Below are 18225 nucleotides of genomic sequence, written 5' to 3' on the forward strand. Positions count from 1 at the left end.
ATAATCTGTAAGTTCACACTTTGTTCTAATTTTTCTGTTGGAGACTCAGTGCTGCTCGCCTATTTCTAGGTCACTTGCGTGTAGGGGGCCAAGAATGGCTGAGCTGAAGAATATCGAGGTGCGCGGCGCGCGCGAACATAACCTCAAAAGCATCGACGTGGATATTCCGCGCGATCAGCTGGTGGTGATCACCGGATTGTCGGGTTCGGGCAAGTCTTCGCTGGCTTTCGATACGATCTATGCCGAGGGGCAGCGCCGCTATGTCGAAAGCCTGTCGGCCTATGCGCGGCAATTTCTGGACATGATGGAAAAGCCCGATGTGGATCACATCAGCGGGCTTTCCCCGGCAATCTCGATTGAACAGAAGACGACGTCGAAAAACCCGCGCTCGACCGTGGGGACCGTGACCGAGATCTACGACTATCTACGCCTTTTGTTTGCCCGCGCAGGTACGCCCTTTAGCCCCGCCACCGGCCAGCCGATTGAGGCGCAACAGGTGCAGGACATGGTCGACCGGATCATGACGATGGAGGAGGGCACGCGCGGCTACTTGCTGGCCCCCATCGTGCGCGACCGGAAGGGGGAATATAAGAAAGAGTTCCTTGAACTGCGCAAACAAGGTTTTCAGCGTGTCAAAGTGGATGGCGAGTTCTATGAGCTCGATACCCCGCCCACTTTGGACAAGAAATTCCGCCATGACATCGACGTGGTCGTAGACCGCCTTGTTGTGCGTGAAGGGATGGAGACTCGGCTGGCCGACAGCCTGCGCACCGCTTTGGATCTGGCGGATGGCATTGCGATTCTGGAAACCGCCCCGAAGGAGGGCGACCCGGAACGTATCACCTTCAGCGAGAATTTTGCCTGCCCAGTCAGCGGCTTCACCATCCCCGAGATCGAACCGCGCCTGTTTTCTTTCAACGCGCCATTTGGGGCGTGCCCGGATTGCGACGGGTTAGGGGTCGAGCTGTTCTTTGACGAACGCCTCGTGGTGCCGGACCAGACGCTCAAGCTGTATGACGGTGCCTTGGCCCCGTGGCGCAAGGGTAAGTCGCCATATTTTTTGCAAACCATCGAAGCCATTGCGCGGCATTTTGAGTTCGACAAGAACACCCCGTGGAAAGACCTTCCCGCCAAGGTGCAACAGGTATTCCTGCGCGGCTCTGGTGATGAGGAAATCCAGTTCCGCTATGATGAGGGCGGGCGAGTCTATCAGGTGACACGCAGCTTTGAGGGCGTTATTCCGAATATGGAACGCCGCTATCGCGAAACTGACAGTGCCTGGATTCGGGAAGAATTCGAGCGTTATCAGAACAACCGTCCTTGCGGGGCCTGCGAAGGCTACCGTCTGCGACCCGAAGCTTTGGCCGTCAAGATCGCGGGTTTGCATGTGGGGCAGGTGGTTCAGATGTCGATCCGTGAGGCCTTGGCCTGGGTTGAGGACGCCCCGAACCATCTGAGCGTACAGAAGAATGAGATTGCTCGGGCGATTCTGAAAGAGATTCGCGAGCGCCTCGGATTCCTGAATAATGTGGGTTTGGAATATCTTACGCTGTCTCGTTCTAGTGGCACGTTGTCCGGTGGCGAAAGCCAGCGTATCCGGTTGGCCAGCCAGATTGGGTCGGGCCTGACGGGCGTGTTATATGTGTTGGACGAGCCTTCGATCGGGTTGCATCAGCGGGATAATGACCGGCTGCTGGGGACGCTCAAGAATCTGCGCGATCAGGGCAATACGGTGATCGTGGTCGAACATGACGAAGAAGCGATCCGCGAGGCTGATTACGTGTTCGATATTGGCCCCGGTGCCGGTGTGCATGGCGGGCAGGTGGTCAGCCATGGAACGCCAGAGCATATCGCGGCGGATGCGGCCTCGATGACCGGGCAATACCTGTCGGGCACGCGCGAGATTGCTGTGCCGACTGACCGGCGCAAAGGGAACAAGAAAAAGCTGAAGGTCGTCAAAGCCACCGGGAATAACCTGAAAAACGTCACGGCAGAATTTCCGCTGGGTAAGTTCGTTTGTGTGACCGGTGTATCGGGTGGCGGCAAGTCGACTTTGACGATTGAGACACTGTTCAAAACCGCCTCGATGCGATTGAACGGCGCGCGGCAGACGCCTGCGCCCTGTGAGACGATCAAGGGTCTGGAGCATCTGGACAAGGTGATCGACATTGACCAACGCCCAATTGGGAGGACTCCGCGTTCGAATCCAGCAACTTACACCGGAGCTTTCACTCCGATCCGCGACTGGTTTGCCGGTCTGCCGGAAGCCAAGGCGCGAGGGTACAAGCCGGGGCGGTTTAGCTTTAATGTCAAGGGCGGCCGGTGCGAGGCGTGTCAGGGTGACGGCGTCATCAAGATCGAGATGCACTTTCTGCCTGACGTCTATGTCACCTGCGAAACCTGCAAGGGTGCGCGCTACAATCGCGAAACATTGGAGATCAAATTCAAGGGCAAGTCCATCGCCGATGTCCTTGATATGACTGTAGAAGACGCGCAGGAGTTCTTTAAGGCCGTGCCTTCAATCCGCGATAAGATGGATGCGCTGGCGCGTGTTGGGCTGGGCTATATCAAGGTTGGGCAGCAGGCCACGACCTTGTCCGGGGGCGAGGCGCAGCGGGTGAAATTGTCTAAGGAATTGTCCAAACGCTCGACTGGGCGGACGCTGTATATTCTGGATGAACCAACGACGGGTCTGCATTTCGAAGACGTGCGCAAGTTGTTGGAAGTGCTCCATGAATTGGTCGATCAGGGCAATACGGTCGTTGTGATCGAGCACAATCTGGATGTGGTAAAAACCGCTGACCATATCATCGACATCGGCCCCGAAGGTGGCGATGGCGGTGGTGAGATCGTCGCCACCGGCACGCCTGAAGATGTGGCCGCCGTCGAGCGCAGCCATACTGGGCGATACCTGAATCAGATGCTGAACTCTGAACAGGTCGCGGCGGAATAGCGTCAATACTGCGCGTATCGCAGCATATGCCAGTGGCGCAGTAATGGTGGGAAGAAAAGAAACATAAAGCCGAAATTCACATAGGCAAACACCATCATCGGCAGCCACATGGCGACGCCAATCAGTCCGACAAATCCGGCAATGCGGGTCGCTGTTACGGGTTTCACCATGCGGTTCAGCATTGCGTGGAACAGCCGTCCACCATCCAGCGGCATCAATGGCAGCATGTTGAAAATCGCCAGCCACAGGTTCAATTGTGCGGTCACGACCAAAACCCACCCCAGCGCGGGAGAGGAAACGAAGGGCTCGACCAGTGAACACACCGCCCAAAGGGTCAGGTTCACTATTGGCCCCATAGCCACGATCAACTCATCCTCGTATGACGAGGTCGAGCGGCGATGTTCGCAAAATCCGCCACCGCAATAAAGGACGACGCGGTTGACGGGGACGCCCTGGATCAAACAACCCCAAGCGTGCCCGAGTTCGTGCAGCAGGATCGAGCCCAGCAAAATACTTACGAATCCAAGCGCATAGGGCAGGGTCCCGGGGTCGAAGCTGAATCCGACGATGATCAGAACCAGTAAAATCAGGCTCTGGTTCAATTGAATGGGTACGTTCCACGGGCCGCGGAACTCAAAAATCGCACCGTCACTATACATATTCAATCCTCGCAATAACGAGAATCGTGATGACGCAGAATTGCGTCAAAAATTGGGTGCTATCGTTGAGGTTGTGTGACCTAGTTCAAAATGTCGACGACCGCGCCGATCAAGTTCAGCACTTTGCGCGTTTCGGGGTCGACCCGGTAAACGTAATCGCCAGCTCGGATATACGAACCGCGATCTAGACCATAACGGTAAGGGTCATTGATCCAGCGGTAGTCGCTATTGATGAACTCGCCGTTGCGATACAGTTTTTTGGCCTGGCCAGGCGGAACGCAAGGTACGTTTTTCTTGGCCAGACCCGGTGGGCAATGGCCACCCTTGTTCTTGACCTGAATCACAGGTTGCGAAGGGATGCGAAAAACGTTGTCCGTAGTCTTGCGGTTGCCTTTACCATTGCCAGCCATCACCGCCGCAGGAGCGGCCACCAGAGTGGAAACTGTTAACAAAACTGCCAAAACGCGTGACATCGTGATCTCCGACACAAAACTGCTCTGACTCGATAGATGGCGGTCCGAAGGTCGGCGGTCAACCCCGCGGGCAGATACCCGCCCACGGGATAATATCATCCGCGTCCGCGTTTTTCGAACCGGGGCAGCATGGCAGAAAAGTCCTTGCCCAGCCCGTTCTCGGCCTCGACAAACTGCTCATAAAGCGCAGTGGCCGCCTGTCCCATTGGAGTATCGGCATCCGAGCTTTCGGCCGCTTGCTGGCTGAGACGCAGGTCCTTGAGCATCAGTTCCGCCGCAAAGCCCGGTTGGTAATCGTTGTCCGCCGGGCTGGCAGGTCCTACACCGGGCGCGGGGCAATAAGCGTTCATCGTCCAGCTATAGCCCGAGGACGTGCTGACCACGTCGAACATCTTTTGCCGGTCCAGACCCAGCTTGTCAGCCAGCGCAAACGCCTCGCAGGTGGCGATCATAGTGACGCCGAGGATCATGTTGTTGCAGATCTTGGCGGCCTGACCGGCACCAGAGCCACCGCAATGCACGGCCTTTTGCCCCATGATGTCGAACAGTGGGGCGGCCTTGGCGAAGGCCTCCTCAATGCCACCTGCCATAAAAGTCAGGGTTCCGGCGGCGGCACCGCCAATCCCTCCGGACACGGGTGCATCCACGGCCAAGACGCCAACTTGAGCGGCTTGGTCTGCGACTGCGCGGGCACTGTCCACATCTACGGTCGAGCAATCCACCCAGACCGCGCCCGAATCCATTGCGGGCAAGATCTGGTCAGCGACAGCACGCAGTATCTGGCCGTTGGGCAGCATGGTGATGACGATCTCGGCACCGACGGCGGCTTCAGCCCCCGAAGCGGCCATAACTACGCCTGGAACGTCTACGTCTACCATGTCAAAGCCTGCAACCTCGTGCCCGGCCTTGGACAAATTGGCAGCCATCGGATTGCCCATATTCCCAAGGCCGATAAACCCGATCTTCATTCCTCAATCCTCCTCGAATGTCAGCGTATTGTTGCCCAGCGGTTGTAGCATCCGCGACACTTCGACAATGGGTACAGTCCGGTCTTGGTGCTTCCAGCGGGGTGTGCGGTCCTTGTCGATAATCTGTGCACGGATACCTTCCAGAAAATCTCCGTGCTCGCTTGCGCGGTAGGTAAAGCGGAATTCATGTTCCAGCGCTTTCCGAATGGTCAGGTTAGGCCCGCGCAGCCGGTGCAGCATTTCGATACAGCAGGCCATGGAAAGGGGCGAACCTCGGTTCACCATTTTCAATGCGCTCGCCGCAAAATCCGTGTCTGACGCGGTCAGGGTGTTGAGGATGTCCTGCAACCCTTCACCATCAAAAAGCATGTTGATCTGGTCCTGTTGTGCGGCGAGTTTGCCGTCAGGGGCGTCTTGGGCATGGGCGGCCAGCAGGCTTGCGTCGCCAGAGGCTTCGAGCATGTCGATCAGGTCAGCCCATTGCGCTGTCGGGATGTAGTGATCGGCGAATCCGGAGAAAATCGCGTCGGCGGGGCCCATACGGTGGCCGGTTATGCCCAGATATTCGCCCACCCGACCGGGGGCCAGCGCAAGCATCAGCGAACTGCCCACATCCGGCACCAGACCGATGCCGCATTCGGGCAGGGCGATCTGGCTGCTTTCGCCCACGACGCGATGACTGCCGTGACATCCGATCCCAACGCCGCCGCCCATGGTAAATCCTTGCAGGAAACTGACGACCGGTTTGGGGTATTCGAAGATCAGCGCATTCAGGCGGTATTCATCCCGCCAGAACGTCTGACCATATGCGAAATCGCCCTTGGTGCCGGTCTCGTAAAGCTCGGCAATGTCGCCCCCGGCGCAAAAGGCTTTGTCGCCCTCGGCGTCAAAGATGATCAGATCCACCGCATCATCCTCGCGCCAGATGCGGAGCGCCGCGTCGATGGCCATGCACATGTCATAGCTGAGCGCGTTCAGGGCCTTGGGCCTGGTCAGAGTGATCCGTCCGGCGCGGCCCGCTGTTCGAATGTCGATATCAGCCATGGCGCCCTCAACGATTGGCCAGCATCTGGCGCGACACGATCACGCGCATGATTTCATTCGTGCCTTCAAGGATCTGATGCACGCGCAGGTCGCGGACCAGCTTCTCGATCCCGTAGTCTGCAAGGTAGCCATATCCGCCATGCAGTTGCAGGCACTGATCCACCACTTTCGATCCGGTCTCGGTCACGAATTTCTTGGCCATGGCGCAGAACTTGGTCGCATCGGGCGCGCCCTGATCCAATTTCCACGCGGCTTGGCGCAGGAATGTGCGCGCGGCCTGCAAATCGATCTCCATATCGGCCAGACGGAATTGCAGCGCCTGAAACTGGTCGATGGACTGACCGAACGCCTGCCGTTCGGACATATATTGCAACGTCATATTCAGCCCCGCTTGCGCGGCCCCTAACGAGCATGAGGCGATGTTAAGCCGTCCGCCATCTAGGCCCTTCATCGCGTATTTGAACCCGTCGCCTTCGACACCAACAAGGTTTTCGGCCGGGATTTTGCAATCATCGAACTGCACCTGCGCCGTGGGTTGGCTTTTCCATCCCATTTTCTGCTCCAAAGCGCCGAAGGACAGGCCGGGGGCGCCGTCCTCGACATAGACCGTTGAAATCCCCTTGGGACCGTCCTGTCCCGTGCGCACCATGCATACATAGGCGTCGGAATAACCACCTCCTGAGATGAACGCCTTGGTCCCGTTCAGCAGGTATCCTTCATTGCTGCGGTCCGCGCGGGTTTTCAGCGCAGCAGCATCCGAGCCCGAGCCCGGTTCGGTCAGGCAATAGCTGAGAACGGTATTCAGGCTGAGAACATCGGGCATGATACGTGCTTTAAGCGCATCCCCGGCGAAACTGTCCAACATCTTCGCGCACATGTTGTGAATCGAAAGAAACGCCGCGACGGACGGGCAGGCCATCGACAACGCCTCGAACACCATTGTGGCATCCAGACGCGACAGGCCCGCACCTCCACTGTCTTCAGAGACGTAGAGGCCGCCGAATCCAAGCTCTCCGACACGTGGCCACAGGTCTTTGGGGATGGTCCCTTCAGCCTCCCACTGTCGAGCATAGGGGGCTATGTTCTCCTGCCCGAACTCATAGGCCATGTCGAAGATCGCAGTCTGCTCTTCGGTCAAAGCGAAATCCATGGCTTCCCTCCCACGCCGACGGATGAATTGAACGAGTGTTTATTTCTTAATCCTTACAGAAATTTTTCACGGCCAGCAATTCCCAGTCTTTATCCGGTGCAGGGGTCAAAGGTCGTGGTGAAATTCCTCGATCAGGTGTTTGACGACCGCTTTTCCGGGGTCCTCGCCACGGGCTGCGGCCTCGGCATACACGCGTCGCTGCCGCGTGGCCGAGGTTCCGTTCTGCGCGATTTGTTGCAGGCGCGCCAGTTCGGTCATGGTGCCCAGCGCTTCGGTATCTTCGGCCAGCATGCCCATCAGTTCACCCATCAATTCGGGCATAGGTTTGATGGATCGGTCGCCAAAGTCGATCATGCCCTCACCAACTCCATAGCGCTGCGCGCGCCAGCGGTTTTCGCCGATCAGGAATTGGTCATAGTTCCGCCAGCGCAGGTTTCGGGCTTTCAGGCGGCACAGCATTCGGGTCAGGGACTGTACCATCGCCGCCAGGGACAGCGCATGTTCCAGCCGCGGCTGCACGTCCATGATCCGCGTCTCAAGCGTAGGGAAGCGGTGCGACGGTCGCAGGTCCCACCAGATTTTTGACGTGTCCTCGATCACGCCCAGTTCAACCAGAATACCCGTTGTGCGCTCATATTCGTCCCAACTGGCCAAGGCTGGGGGCAACCCGGTGCGGGGCAGGTTGTCAAAGACTGTCAAACGGTACGAGGACAGCCCCGTATCCTCGCCGTTCCAATAGGGGGATGAGGTGGACAAGGCCAGCAGATGAGGTAGGAAATAGGCCAGTTGCGGCATCAGATCAGCACGCAGGGCAGGGTCTTGAACCCCGATATGGACATGCATCCCACAGATCAGCATTCGCCGCGCCACGCCGCCCAAGGCATGTTGCAGCGCGTCATAGCGTTCTTTGCGCGTGTGGTGCTGCTTCTTCCAGTCGGCAAACGGATGGCACGACACCGCAATTGGTGCGAGGTTGTAGTCTGCCGCGCGTTTGGCCACGCAGGACCGTAGGCGTTTCAGGTCCTCTCGTGCGGCGGCGATAGTGGCATGGGGGCGGGTGCCGACTTCGATCTGACATTGCAGGAATTCGGGGCTGACCTGGCCTTGGAAGTCGGTCTGGCAAGCCTCCATCAACGCCTCGGGCGCTTCGGCAAGTTCGCATGTGTCGCGGTTGACCAGAAGATACTCTTCCTCGATACCCAGCGTGTATTCTTGCTGCATGGTCGCCCTCGTCGGTTATTCCAAACAGTGAATACGGAAATGATCGTCTTGCCAAGTGTTTGGCTTGCGAAGCCCCCGGCGCCGGCGATAAGAACCCTTCAGTCAACAGTCCAAACCCGGAGCGTTCGCGTGAAACCCAGGAAATTCCGAAAAATCAACGACGCCCTTGAGGAACTTGGGGTTAAACTGATCGACAAAGCCCCCGAAAATGACGAACGCGCTCGCCTTGAAGCGTTTGAGAGGGCAGGAGGCTTGACTCGACCCGCCTATGCCTTGTCGCCGGGGATGGAGGAGTTCGATATCGCGCCGCTGGCGGCCGAATATGCCGAACATGCTGATGCGCTGGCCGCGTTGAAGGACCCGGCGCGCAGTCAAACCGGCTATCGGATTGGCAATGGCTATTATGATAGCCCCGATGCCGATGCCTTGTACCTGATGATCCGTCGGTTCAAACCTCGAAGGGTGATTGAGGTCGGCTGCGGCAACTCAACGCGCGTGACCCGGCAAGCGCTCATCGACGGCGGGCTCAAGACGCAGATCACCGCGATTGACCCCTACCCGCGTGCAGACATCGCCCATGTGGTGGATCATTTCGAACAGAAACGGCTGGAAGAGGTCGACCCCGCGCTGTTCGATCAGTTAGAGGCGGGCGACATCCTGTTCATCGATTCCAGCCACGTCGTACGCATAAGCAATGACGTCGCACACCTGTTCTGTCGCATCATTCCTGCACTGAAACCCGGTGTCGTGATCCATGTGCACGATGTTTTTTTGCCCTACGAGTATCCCAAGCGATTCTTCTATGACTGCCCCGGTTGGGGCGAGCAGTACATGCTGCACGCTTTGCTGCAATCTGGCGCGTTTTCAATGCTTTGGCCGGGGTATTACCTGCAACAGGATCGTCCTGATGCGGTCGAGGCTTTGCCGTTCCTGGGCGATGGTCGTGCGCAAAGTATCTGGGTGCAGATCAAAGAAAATTGAACTCAAAGTGATCCGCTGCGGCTGAGGCCCCGTACCCCTTTCCATAACACGCTGGAGAGGAGATACAGCCATGTTCCGCCAAACACTGATGGGTGCCGCAGCCGCACTTGCCCTGACACTGCCGGTCAAGGCGCAAGCCGCCGACATCGTGGACACCGCCGTTTCGGCCGGGTCGTTCGAAACGCTTGTTGCCGCTGTTCAGGCTGCCGGTCTGGTCGACACGTTGAAAGGTGACGGCCCGTTCACTGTATTCGCCCCCACAGATGAGGCATTTGCCGCCTTGCCCGAAGGCACAGTAGAAACGCTTCTGCTGCCCGAGAATAAGGATCAACTGGTCGAAATTCTGACCTATCACGTGGTCCCAGCCAAGGTTATGTCCGGTGACATTGCTGGTAAGCGTGCAAAGGTTCTGACGGTCCAAGGTGATCGATTGAGCGTCAACGCCAAGCGCGGGGTTAAAGTCAACGACGCCGAAGTCATTCAGGCGGACATTGAAACCAGCAACGGTGTGATCCACGTTGTCGACGCAGTCATTCTGCCGGAATAACGCTCTTCAAAGTCATGAAAAAAACCCCGGTCCTTGCGGCCGGGGTTTTGTGTTTTAAACCAGTCGAACTTGGGTTCCAACCTGGACGAGGGGATAGAGCTCCTCGACATGCTGATTGTAGAGCCCGATACAGCCGGACGAACTTTGACGTCCAATCTTGCGGGTATCATGGGTGCCATGCACCAGATAGGCAGGCCAGCCAAGATACATAGCCCGCGTGCCCAGCGGATTGCCCGGTTCACCGCCTTCCATGCGGATCGGCAGATCAGGATCACGCTCGCGCATCGACGCGGTCGGTGTCCAGCTTGGGTTTTCGCGTTTGCGTACAACCTCGGTATAGCCGCGCTTTGTCAGCTCTTCACTCATGGGGACTGAGCTGGGATACAGTTTGTAGGTCCCGTCCGGGCCCCAATAATGCACCGCGCGGCTGGTGATGTCGGCCAACAGAGCACCAACACCCAGCTCATCAAAATGGTCCTGCCAGTTCTGCTGCGAGAAGGACGAAACGTTACGGCGCACCGGAAGCTGCGTGCTGATCGCGTCTTCGTTCTGCGGGAATGCGTCAGAGCTTTGGGCGCGCACAAGGGCAGGGGTGGCCAACAGGGACGCTGCCCCCAACAAGGCAGAGCGACGGGTCAAGCGGGAATTGGACAATTTGGCCTCCGGTTCAGGAACTGCTCGGTCTGTATTTTGTCGATAAAATATTGGCGATCGATGCACATTTCCAGACATCTTGGCCTGAATTTATCGTGAAATCGGCGCTTCGGCCTGAATTCGGCAGACCGTTGCCGAAAAAAACCGGCCCCCGAAGGGGCCGATTCAAAAACTACGTGGCATTTAGTCCATGGCTTTGAAGTTAAATTCGCCGCCTTCTTTGATGCCCGATGGCCAGCGCGCCGTGACCGTTTTTGTCCGGGTGTAGAATTTGAAACTGTCCGGGCCGTGCTGGTTCAGATCGCCAAACATGGATTTCTTCCAACCGCCAAAGGTGTGATAGGCCAGCGGAACCGGGATCGGAACGTTAACGCCCACCATACCGATGTTCACACGGCTGGCAAAGTCACGCGCGGTGTCGCCGTCACGGGTGAAGATCGCGGTGCCGTTGCCATATTCATGGTCCATCGCCAGTTTCAGCGCTTCTTCATAAGATCCCGCGCGGACAGTCGACAGGACCGGACCAAAGATCTCTTGCTTGTAGATGTCCATATCCGGGGTCACGCGGTCGAACAGGTGTGGGCCGACAAAGAAGCCGTCCTCATAGCCCTGTAGGCTGAAGTCGCGGTTGTCGACGACCAGTTCTGCGCCTTGTTCGATGCCCGAGTTGATCAGGCCAAGGATACGCTCTTTCGCGGCTCCGGTGACGACGGGGCCCATGTCCACGTCATCGCCTGCTGTATAGGGGCCGACCTTCAGCTTTTCGATGCGCGGCACCAGCTTTTCGATCAGCGCATCGGCGGTTTCCTCACCCACAGGAACGGCGACCGAAACTGCCATGCAGCGTTCGCCAGCCGCGCCAAACCCGGCACCGACCAGTGCGTCGGCGGCCTGATCCAAATCCGCGTCGGGCATGACGATCATGTGGTTCTTGGCGCCGCCAAAGCACTGTGCACGTTTGCCATTCGCCGTGGCGCGGGAATAGATGTACTGCGCAATCGGGGTCGAACCCACGAAAGAGACGCCCTGAATGATCTCGCTGTCCAGCAGGGTATCCACGGCCTCTTTATCGCCATTGACTACTTGGAACACGCCCTTGGGCAGACCAGCCTCGACAAACAGTTCCGCCAGCATTAGCGGGACCGAGGGGTCACGTTCGGACGGTTTCAGAACCACGGCATTGCCGCAGGCCAGCGCCGGGCCCACGTGCCACAGCGGCATCATGGCGGGGAAATTGAACGGCATGATCGAGGCCACAACGCCCAGCGGTTGGCGCATGGAATACATGTCGATGCCGGGGCCTGCGCTGTCGGTGTATTCGCCCTTCAGCATCTGTGGTGCGCCGATGCAATATTCGATCACTTCCAAACCACGCTGAAGGTCGCCTTTGGCGTCAGGGATGGTCTTACCGTGCTCGCGGCTGAGCGCCTCGGCCAGCTTGTCCATATCGCGGTTCATCAGGCCAACCATGGCCATCATCACCCGCGCGCGTTTCTGCGGGTTAGTGGCTCCCCACGCGGGTTGCGCAGCGGCGGCGCTTTCTATGGCAGCCGTGGTCTCGGCCGCGCTGGCCATCGGGCATTTGTACTGAACTTCACCCGTAGCCGGGTTGAAGACGTCGTCAAAGCGACCAGACGTGCCGGGCACGTTCTCGCCGTTGATGAAATGGGACAGTTCGGACATTGCGAATTCCTCCGTTATCTTTGCGCGCACAATAGGCTTGCAAAAATCGCGTGAACAGAGGCAATGTCTCAAATATGTTTTGCAAAAATGCAAAGAGTTTGCGGTGACACCGAATTGGGATGATATGCGGGTGTTTCTGGCGGTTGCGCGCGAAGAAAGCCTGTCTGCCGCAGGTCGGCAACTTAAGATCGATCCAGCGACAGTGGGCAGACGGATTGCTCGGCTCGAGGCTTCGCTGAACGCGCCTTTGTTCACCAAATCCCAGCAGGGCTATGTTCTGACTTCAGCCGGAGAACGCCTGCTGGATCACGGGCTGAAAGCGGAAGAGGCGATGCGCGCTGCTGCCGGGGCCATGGCCGGTTCGTCCAAAACGCTAAGTGGTCAGATCAGGATCGGGGCCCCGGATGGTTGCGCAAACTACCTGTTGCCACAGGTTTGCGCGCAAATCTGCGATGCCAATCCCGATCTGGATATCCAGATCCTCGCCTTGCCCCGCGTCATCAACCTGTCCCGACGCGAGGCGGATATGGCTGTAACCGTCAGCGCGCCGACGGCAGGCCGGGTGCTGGTTCAGAAGATCACCGACTACCGATTGCATCTGGTAGCCAGTGACAAATACCTTTCCGCGCGGCCCGCGATCCCTACGCCCGAAGCACTGAAAGGGCATCGAATGATCGGTTATATCCCGGACATGATCTTCGACCGCGAACTCGATTACCTGGTCGATCTTGGGGTTGACCGTGTCGCACTTGCATCGAATTCCGTATCGGTCCAGTTGCGCCAGGTTGCCTTGGGCTCTGGGGTTTGTGTGGCCCACGATTTCACGCTGCCATTCCATCCAAATCTGCGGAAAATCCTGACGGATCATGTCAGTCTGACCCGGAGTTTTCATCTGGTCCGACATCAAGGGGATCAGCGAAACGAGCGCCTGAACCGGTTTGCAACTGCGCTGACCGCTGGAATTCGTGACGAAGTGGCGCGGCTGGAAGCGGCAGCTTCATCTTGACACATTCAAACATTCCGGCAACGCTTTGGAAAACAGCAAGTTATTTCGGAGGTTTCGCCTATGCTTGTTCAGGCCATTCTGAAATCCAAGGCCACCGAAGGGGTCATGACGGTTGCCCCGGACGTGACCGTGTCCGATGCGTCGAAAATTCTGGCAGAAAAGCGGATCGGTACGGTTGTGGTGTCCGAGGATGGCGGGAAATCCGCAGCAGGCATTCTGTCGGAACGCGATATCGTCCGTGAACTTGCGGCCAGCGGCAGCGGATGCCTCAGCAAACCGGTCAGCGCCTACATGACCAGCGATCTGGTAACGGCGACGCGTCAGGATTCGGTCCAAGACGTCCTGAGCCGCATGACCGAAGGACGGTTCCGTCACATGCCTATTGTCGAAGATGGCAAATTGATCGGCATCGTTACACTTGGGGATGTGGTCAAAGCGCAATTGTCCGAACTGGCAATGGAGAAAGAGGCGCTGGAAACCATGATAATGGGGCACTAATCGCCCCGATATCCACGCCAACCTATTGCACCTGCGGCAGAGTTGTGTTTGCTTGCGCAGAAATTTTGTTGCGCAGGAGGCGGCGATGAGGGTTGGATTATATCCCGGAACTTTTGATCCGATCACCTTGGGTCATATCGATATCATTCGTCGCGCATCCGCACTTGTGGACAAGCTGGTGATTGGGGTTGCGATCAACCGCGACAAGGGACCTTTGTTCACTTTGGAAGAACGCGTTGCCATGATCGAGGCCGAATGCGCGCATCTGACCGAGCAGACCGGCACGGAAATCGTTGCGCATCCCTTTGAAAACCTGCTGATTGATTGTGCCCGCGATGTTGGGGCTCAGATCATCGTGCGCGGCCTTCGGGCCGTGGCGGATTTCGAGTATGAATTCCAGATGGTCGGGATGAACCGCGCACTGGACAATTCGATTGAGACGGTCTTTCTGATGGCCGAGGCCCGCCATCAGGCGATCGCCTCGAAACTGGTTAAAGAGATTGCCCGTCTGGATGGGGACGTGTCGAAATTCGTCACGCCCCGTGTCGATGCGGCGTTGAAAGAGCGTTTAGGTTAACGCGCCCATAGCCGCTGCTGTATCCAGCATCCGGTTCGAGAAGCCCCATTCGTTATCATACCAGGCCAGCACCCGGACCAGAGTGCCGTCGGTTACCTTCGTCTCGGGCAGGGACACGGTCGAGCTGTGGGAATCGTGGTTAAAATCGACCGAGATCAGTGGGCGCTGTTCCGCCGCAAGTACGCCGGGGATCTTGGCTGCCGCTTCTACGAACAGGGCGTTGACCTCTTCCTCGGTAGTAGAGCGTGAGACTTCGACGACCAGATCGACAACCGACACGTTGGGCGTCGGCACTCGAATGGCCTGTCCGGTCAGTTTGCCTTGCAGTTGCGGCAGTACAAGACCCACGGCAGAGGCCGCTCCGGTTGTTGTCGGAATCATCGACAGAGCCGCGGCGCGGGACAGGTAGGGGTCTTTGCCAGCGGAATCGTGCACCGGTTGGCTGGCCGTATAGGCATGCACCGTCGTCATGTTGCCATGAACAATGCCAAGGCCCGCATCAAGGGCGGCAGCAACGGGTGATAGGCAGTTCGTGGTGCAAGACGCGTTCGACACAATGGTATCCTGAGCGGTCAACTCGTGATCGTTGACGCCGAATACGATCGTTTTCACGCCACCATCCCCACGGGCAGGGGCCGAGATCAGAACCTTCTTAGACCCATTTTCCAGATGACGGGCAGCAGCCTCGCGCGTGCGGAACACGCCGGTGCATTCCAGTACGACGTCCACATCGGACCAGTTCAGGTTTTCCGGGTCACGCTCGCTGGTCAAACGTATGGGACCGGCGCCAACATCCATTCCGGCTTCAGACAGCGTTACTGGCTTGGAGTACCTGCCATGGACACTGTCAAACTCGAACAGATGCGCGTTCATCTCGGGCATGGCCAGGTCGTTGATGGCGACGATTTCAACATCGGTTCGGCCAGTCTCCATAACAGCGCGCAATACGTTGCGTCCGATGCGTCCAAATCCGTTGATTGCCAGTTTGAGTGTCATGGTCTGCTCCGTCCGTCTTTCGGCTTGCGTTCGAGTTAGCGCTAACAAAGCCAGAACGAAGAAAAAGTCAAGCAAAACCTCTGTCAGCGCCAGACGGCGACCCAATCCAGGAAGGTAAAAAGTTTCTTGCCAAGGAACACGAAATGCTCGGGCCCGAACAGGGCATAGTCTAGGCAGGCGGCCCCCAGAATCAAAAGACCCAGCCAGATAGCTATTTGATTGGTCATCGAGGCCCCGAACGAAAATGCCCGCCCAGATAACCTGAGCGGGCAAATATGTTCAAGAATTCAATGGCGTCTTAGTTAAGACGGCCCATCGCAACTGCGACATCCGCCATGCGGACCGAGAAGGCCCATTCATTGTCATACCATGCCAACACGCGCACCATGCGGTCACCGACCACGCGGGTTTGATCCGGTGCGAAGATCGAGCTTTCTTCGGTGTGGTTGAAATCGGTCGAAACCAGCGGCGCGGGCTCATAGCCCAGAACGCGCTGCATATGACCCTGCGAAGCTTCACGCACGATAGCGTTGACCTCGTCTACGGTCACCTCGCGGCCGGCGCGGAAGGTCAGGTCCACGGCCGAGACATTCGGAGTCGGAACCCGGATTGCGGAGCCATCCAGACGACCTTTGAGGTTCGGCAGAACCTCACCCAGCGCCTTGGCAGCACCTGTCGAGGTTGGGATCATCGACATAGCGGCAGCGCGAGCGCGGTACAGGTCGCTGTGGCGGCGGTCCAGCGTGGGCTGGTCGCCGGTATAGGCGTGGATCGTGGTCATGATGCCATGCTCAATCCCGATGCCTTCGTCCAGAACCTTGGCAAGCGGAGCAAGGCAGTTTGTGGTGCAGGAACCGTTTGAGACCATTTTGTCATCAGCAGCCAGGCTGTTGTGGTTCACGCCATAGACGATGGTTTTATCGACATTCTTGCCCGGAGCAGACAGCAGAACCTTTTGCGCGCCACGCTCAAGATGCGTCTTGGCTTTCAGGCCGTCATTGAACTTGCCGGTGCACTCCAGAACGACGTCGCAGCCTTCCCAGTCCAGCTCGCTCATGTCGTATGTCGAGAACATCTCCATGGGGCCGCGGCCCAGATCCATGGTGTTGCCCTCGATCGAGACGTCGCGGGGGAAGCGCCCGTGGACGCTGTCATATTTCAGCAGATGCGCCGTGGTTTCCAGCGGGCCGGTTGCGTTGACTTTGATCACTTCGATGTCGTTGCGGGCCGATGCCGCGATATGCGACAGGGTGCAGCGGCCAATACGGCCAAAACCATTGATGCCGACCTTGATGGTCATCTGACGTCTCCAAAATGCGCTTGCGTTGCAGGCGATATAGCGGCCCTAACGCGTTCTCAAAAGAGTAAAAGTGACATATTTTTAACGTGTTAGCGCAAACCTTGGCCGGTATCGCTAACGCTTGCGCTAGCTGAAAGATCAGGTAGGGTCCACCTGCGGCTGGTTACAGGAAGGAACTAGGCATGAGCGGTCTTTTGGCATTGCTGGACGATGTTGCCGGAATTGCAAAAGTTGCGGCATCGTCGGTTGATGATGTTGTTGCAGCGGCTGGCAAGGCGGGGGCCAAAACGGCGGGTGTGATCATCGACGATGCAGCCGTGACGCCAAAATACGTGCAAGGTTTCGCCCCGGCGCGCGAGTTGCCGATCATCTGGCGCATCGCGCGCGGGTCGGTTTTCAACAAGATCGTGCTGCTGCTGCCCGTTGCGCTGTTGCTGGCTAATTTCGCGCCTTGGCTGATCACGCCTTTGCTGATGCTGGGCGGGTCTTATCTATGTTTCGAGGGGGCCGAGAAGATTTTCCATGTCCTTTTCCCCCATGGTAGCCATGCCATCGACGAGGATATGAAAATCCGAGATCCAGGCCATCTGGAAGAGCAGAAAGTCAAAGGTGCAATAAAGACCGATTTCATCTTGTCGGCCGAGATCATGACCATCGCGCTGGCCGCCATTGAGGCGCCGAACATCTGGATGCAGGCGGCGACGCTGGCTGTTGTCGGGATCGGCGTGACGGTTGCGGTCTATGGCTCGGTCGCGTTGATCGTGAAAATGGACGATGTGGGCCTGTGTCTGGCGCAGAACGCACCAACGCCGATTGGGCGCGGAACCGGGCGAGGCTTGGTCAAAGCCATGCCGATTGTGATGAAGCTGCTTTCAATCGTTGGGACCGCCGCAATGCTGTGGGTCGGCGGGTCGATCATCATCCACGGGCTCGAGGTTTTGGGCTTTGGCTGGCTGGGCCACCACATTCACGACTGGGCCTATGCGGTGGGCCATATGGTTTCAGCGCAATATGAAGGCGCGGCTGAGTGGATCGCCAAGGCAACTATGGACGGTGTGTTCGGATTAGCCTGGGGGCTGGCGTTAATCCCGGTGGCGACAAAGCTGCTCAAATCGCACTGATCTGGCCAATCCGCGCCGCCATAATGAGCGGCGCGGCATCGTGTCAGAAACCGTTGGTATTGCCTTTGACCACAACTCCGGACCCGTCGATCTTGCCGTCTTTGAACAAGGTCACGGCGACCCCGTCAATTTTCAATTCCCAGCAATTCTTGGGGTCTGTGCCGTATTGAAAACACATGCCACTATCCGTTGCTTCCCACTTGCCCGTGTAGCCCTCGCCCTTGATGGTGCCATCAGCGGCGTAATATTCGGTAAACGCGCCCGACAGCATACCTCCGGCATAGGTGTGGCCCGCCATGGTTTTCTGGATCTCTTCCTTGCTGGCAAATTCAGCCGCAAAGGCTGGGGCGGCGGTGGCTATGACAACGGCGCAGAGGACGGCGTGGAGTTTCAT

At 57.8% G+C, this 18225-nt stretch carries 19 protein-coding genes; 7 read left to right on the plus strand and 12 right to left on the minus strand.

Annotated features, from left to right (window positions below; translation table 11 throughout):
* Positions 1-94: 94 nt before the first annotated feature.
* A complete protein-coding gene (gene uvrA, locus GOV80_RS17315; RefSeq protein ID WP_170786610.1) occupies positions 95-2953 on the plus strand; it encodes an excinuclease ABC subunit UvrA in 2859 nt (952 codons plus the stop codon).
* 2 nt (positions 2954-2955) lie between these two features.
* Here uvrA and GOV80_RS17320 read toward each other — a convergent pair whose 3' ends face one another.
* The 6 genes from GOV80_RS17320 to GOV80_RS17345 form a co-directional block, all read right to left on the minus strand.
* Positions 2956-3612: a site-2 protease family protein gene (locus GOV80_RS17320; RefSeq protein WP_170786612.1), complete on the minus strand. Its 657-nt coding sequence runs from the start codon at positions 3610-3612 to the stop codon at positions 2956-2958.
* An 80-nt stretch (positions 3613-3692) separates the two neighbouring features.
* Positions 3693-4085, minus strand: a complete 393-nt coding sequence (locus tag GOV80_RS17325) for a hypothetical protein (RefSeq protein ID WP_170786614.1) — start codon at positions 4083-4085, stop codon at positions 3693-3695.
* Positions 4086-4180: 95 nt separating this feature from the next.
* Positions 4181-5053 carry a 3-hydroxyisobutyrate dehydrogenase gene (mmsB, locus tag GOV80_RS17330; RefSeq protein ID WP_170786616.1) on the minus strand — a complete coding sequence of 291 codons (873 nt, stop codon included), beginning with the start codon at positions 5051-5053 and terminating at the stop codon, positions 4181-4183.
* 3 nt (positions 5054-5056) lie between these two features.
* Positions 5057-6097: an enoyl-CoA hydratase/isomerase family protein gene (locus GOV80_RS17335; RefSeq protein WP_170786618.1), complete on the minus strand. Its 1041-nt coding sequence runs from the start codon at positions 6095-6097 to the stop codon at positions 5057-5059.
* A gap of 7 nt (positions 6098-6104) precedes the next feature.
* On the minus strand, positions 6105-7247 hold the full coding sequence (locus GOV80_RS17340; protein ID WP_170786620.1) for an acyl-CoA dehydrogenase family protein: 1143 nt from the start codon (positions 7245-7247) through the stop codon (positions 6105-6107).
* A gap of 105 nt (positions 7248-7352) precedes the next feature.
* Positions 7353-8468, minus strand: a complete 1116-nt coding sequence (locus GOV80_RS17345; RefSeq protein WP_170786623.1) for a carboxylate-amine ligase — start codon at positions 8466-8468, stop codon at positions 7353-7355.
* Between the two features lie 129 nt (positions 8469-8597).
* On the opposite strand from GOV80_RS17345, the gene GOV80_RS17350 reads away from it, so the two are divergent.
* Both GOV80_RS17350 and GOV80_RS17355 read left to right on the plus strand, forming a co-directional pair.
* The gene (locus GOV80_RS17350) at positions 8598-9449 is read left to right on the plus strand and encodes a class I SAM-dependent methyltransferase (protein ID WP_170786625.1); all 852 of its coding nucleotides are present in this window, start codon (positions 8598-8600) and stop codon (positions 9447-9449) included.
* Positions 9450-9519: 70 nt separating this feature from the next.
* Positions 9520-9996 carry a fasciclin domain-containing protein gene (locus GOV80_RS17355; RefSeq protein ID WP_170786627.1) on the plus strand — a complete coding sequence of 159 codons (477 nt, stop codon included), beginning with the start codon at positions 9520-9522 and terminating at the stop codon, positions 9994-9996.
* Positions 9997-10050: 54 nt separating this feature from the next.
* Here the strand turns inward: GOV80_RS17355 and GOV80_RS17360 are convergent, their stop codons facing one another.
* Positions 10051-10650 carry a L,D-transpeptidase gene (locus GOV80_RS17360; protein ID WP_170769642.1) on the minus strand — a complete coding sequence of 200 codons (600 nt, stop codon included), beginning with the start codon at positions 10648-10650 and terminating at the stop codon, positions 10051-10053.
* 183 nt (positions 10651-10833) lie between these two features.
* Positions 10834-12333 (minus strand): CoA-acylating methylmalonate-semialdehyde dehydrogenase, encoded by a 1500-nt coding sequence (locus GOV80_RS17365; protein WP_170786629.1) that lies wholly within the window; start codon positions 12331-12333, stop codon positions 10834-10836.
* A 103-nt stretch (positions 12334-12436) separates the two neighbouring features.
* Here GOV80_RS17365 and GOV80_RS17370 point away from each other — a divergent pair, with 103 nt between their 5' ends.
* The 3 genes from GOV80_RS17370 to coaD all read left to right on the plus strand — a co-directional run bounded on the left by GOV80_RS17370 (position 12437) and on the right by coaD (position 14414).
* Positions 12437-13339 (plus strand): LysR substrate-binding domain-containing protein, encoded by a 903-nt coding sequence (locus GOV80_RS17370; protein ID WP_170786631.1) that lies wholly within the window; start codon positions 12437-12439, stop codon positions 13337-13339.
* 60 nt (positions 13340-13399) lie between these two features.
* On the plus strand, positions 13400-13837 hold the full coding sequence (locus GOV80_RS17375; RefSeq protein WP_170786633.1) for a CBS domain-containing protein: 438 nt from the start codon (positions 13400-13402) through the stop codon (positions 13835-13837).
* Positions 13838-13922: 85 nt separating this feature from the next.
* Positions 13923-14414, plus strand: a complete 492-nt coding sequence (gene coaD, locus GOV80_RS17380; protein WP_170769646.1) for a pantetheine-phosphate adenylyltransferase — start codon at positions 13923-13925, stop codon at positions 14412-14414.
* Here the strand turns inward: coaD and gap (GOV80_RS17385) are convergent.
* The 3 genes from gap (GOV80_RS17385) to gap (GOV80_RS17395) all read right to left on the minus strand — a co-directional run bounded on the left by gap (GOV80_RS17385) (position 14406) and on the right by gap (GOV80_RS17395) (position 16710).
* Positions 14406-15410, minus strand: a complete 1005-nt coding sequence (gene gap, locus GOV80_RS17385) for a type I glyceraldehyde-3-phosphate dehydrogenase (RefSeq protein ID WP_170786635.1) — start codon at positions 15408-15410, stop codon at positions 14406-14408. The genes coaD and gap (GOV80_RS17385) overlap by 9 nt on opposite strands.
* An 83-nt stretch (positions 15411-15493) precedes the next feature.
* Positions 15494-15637: a hypothetical protein gene (locus GOV80_RS17390; protein WP_170769648.1), complete on the minus strand. Its 144-nt coding sequence runs from the start codon at positions 15635-15637 to the stop codon at positions 15494-15496.
* A 71-nt stretch (positions 15638-15708) separates the two neighbouring features.
* Complete coding sequence (gap, locus tag GOV80_RS17395) at positions 15709-16710, minus strand: type I glyceraldehyde-3-phosphate dehydrogenase (protein ID WP_170786637.1); 1002 nt, start codon at positions 16708-16710, stop codon at positions 15709-15711.
* A 182-nt stretch (positions 16711-16892) separates the two neighbouring features.
* Here gap (GOV80_RS17395) and GOV80_RS17400 point away from each other — a divergent pair, with 182 nt between their 5' ends.
* Positions 16893-17831, plus strand: coding sequence for a DUF808 domain-containing protein (locus GOV80_RS17400; RefSeq protein ID WP_170786639.1), 939 nt, complete (start codon positions 16893-16895; stop codon positions 17829-17831).
* Positions 17832-17874: 43 nt separating this feature from the next.
* Here GOV80_RS17400 and GOV80_RS17405 read toward each other — a convergent pair whose 3' ends face one another.
* Entirely contained in the window at positions 17875-18225 is a 351-nt protein-coding gene (locus GOV80_RS17405) for a hypothetical protein (RefSeq protein ID WP_170786641.1), read from the minus strand.

This window comes from Ruegeria lacuscaerulensis (assembly GCF_013034685.1).
GTDB classification, from domain to species: Bacteria; Pseudomonadota; Alphaproteobacteria; order Rhodobacterales; family Rhodobacteraceae; genus Ruegeria; species Ruegeria lacuscaerulensis_B.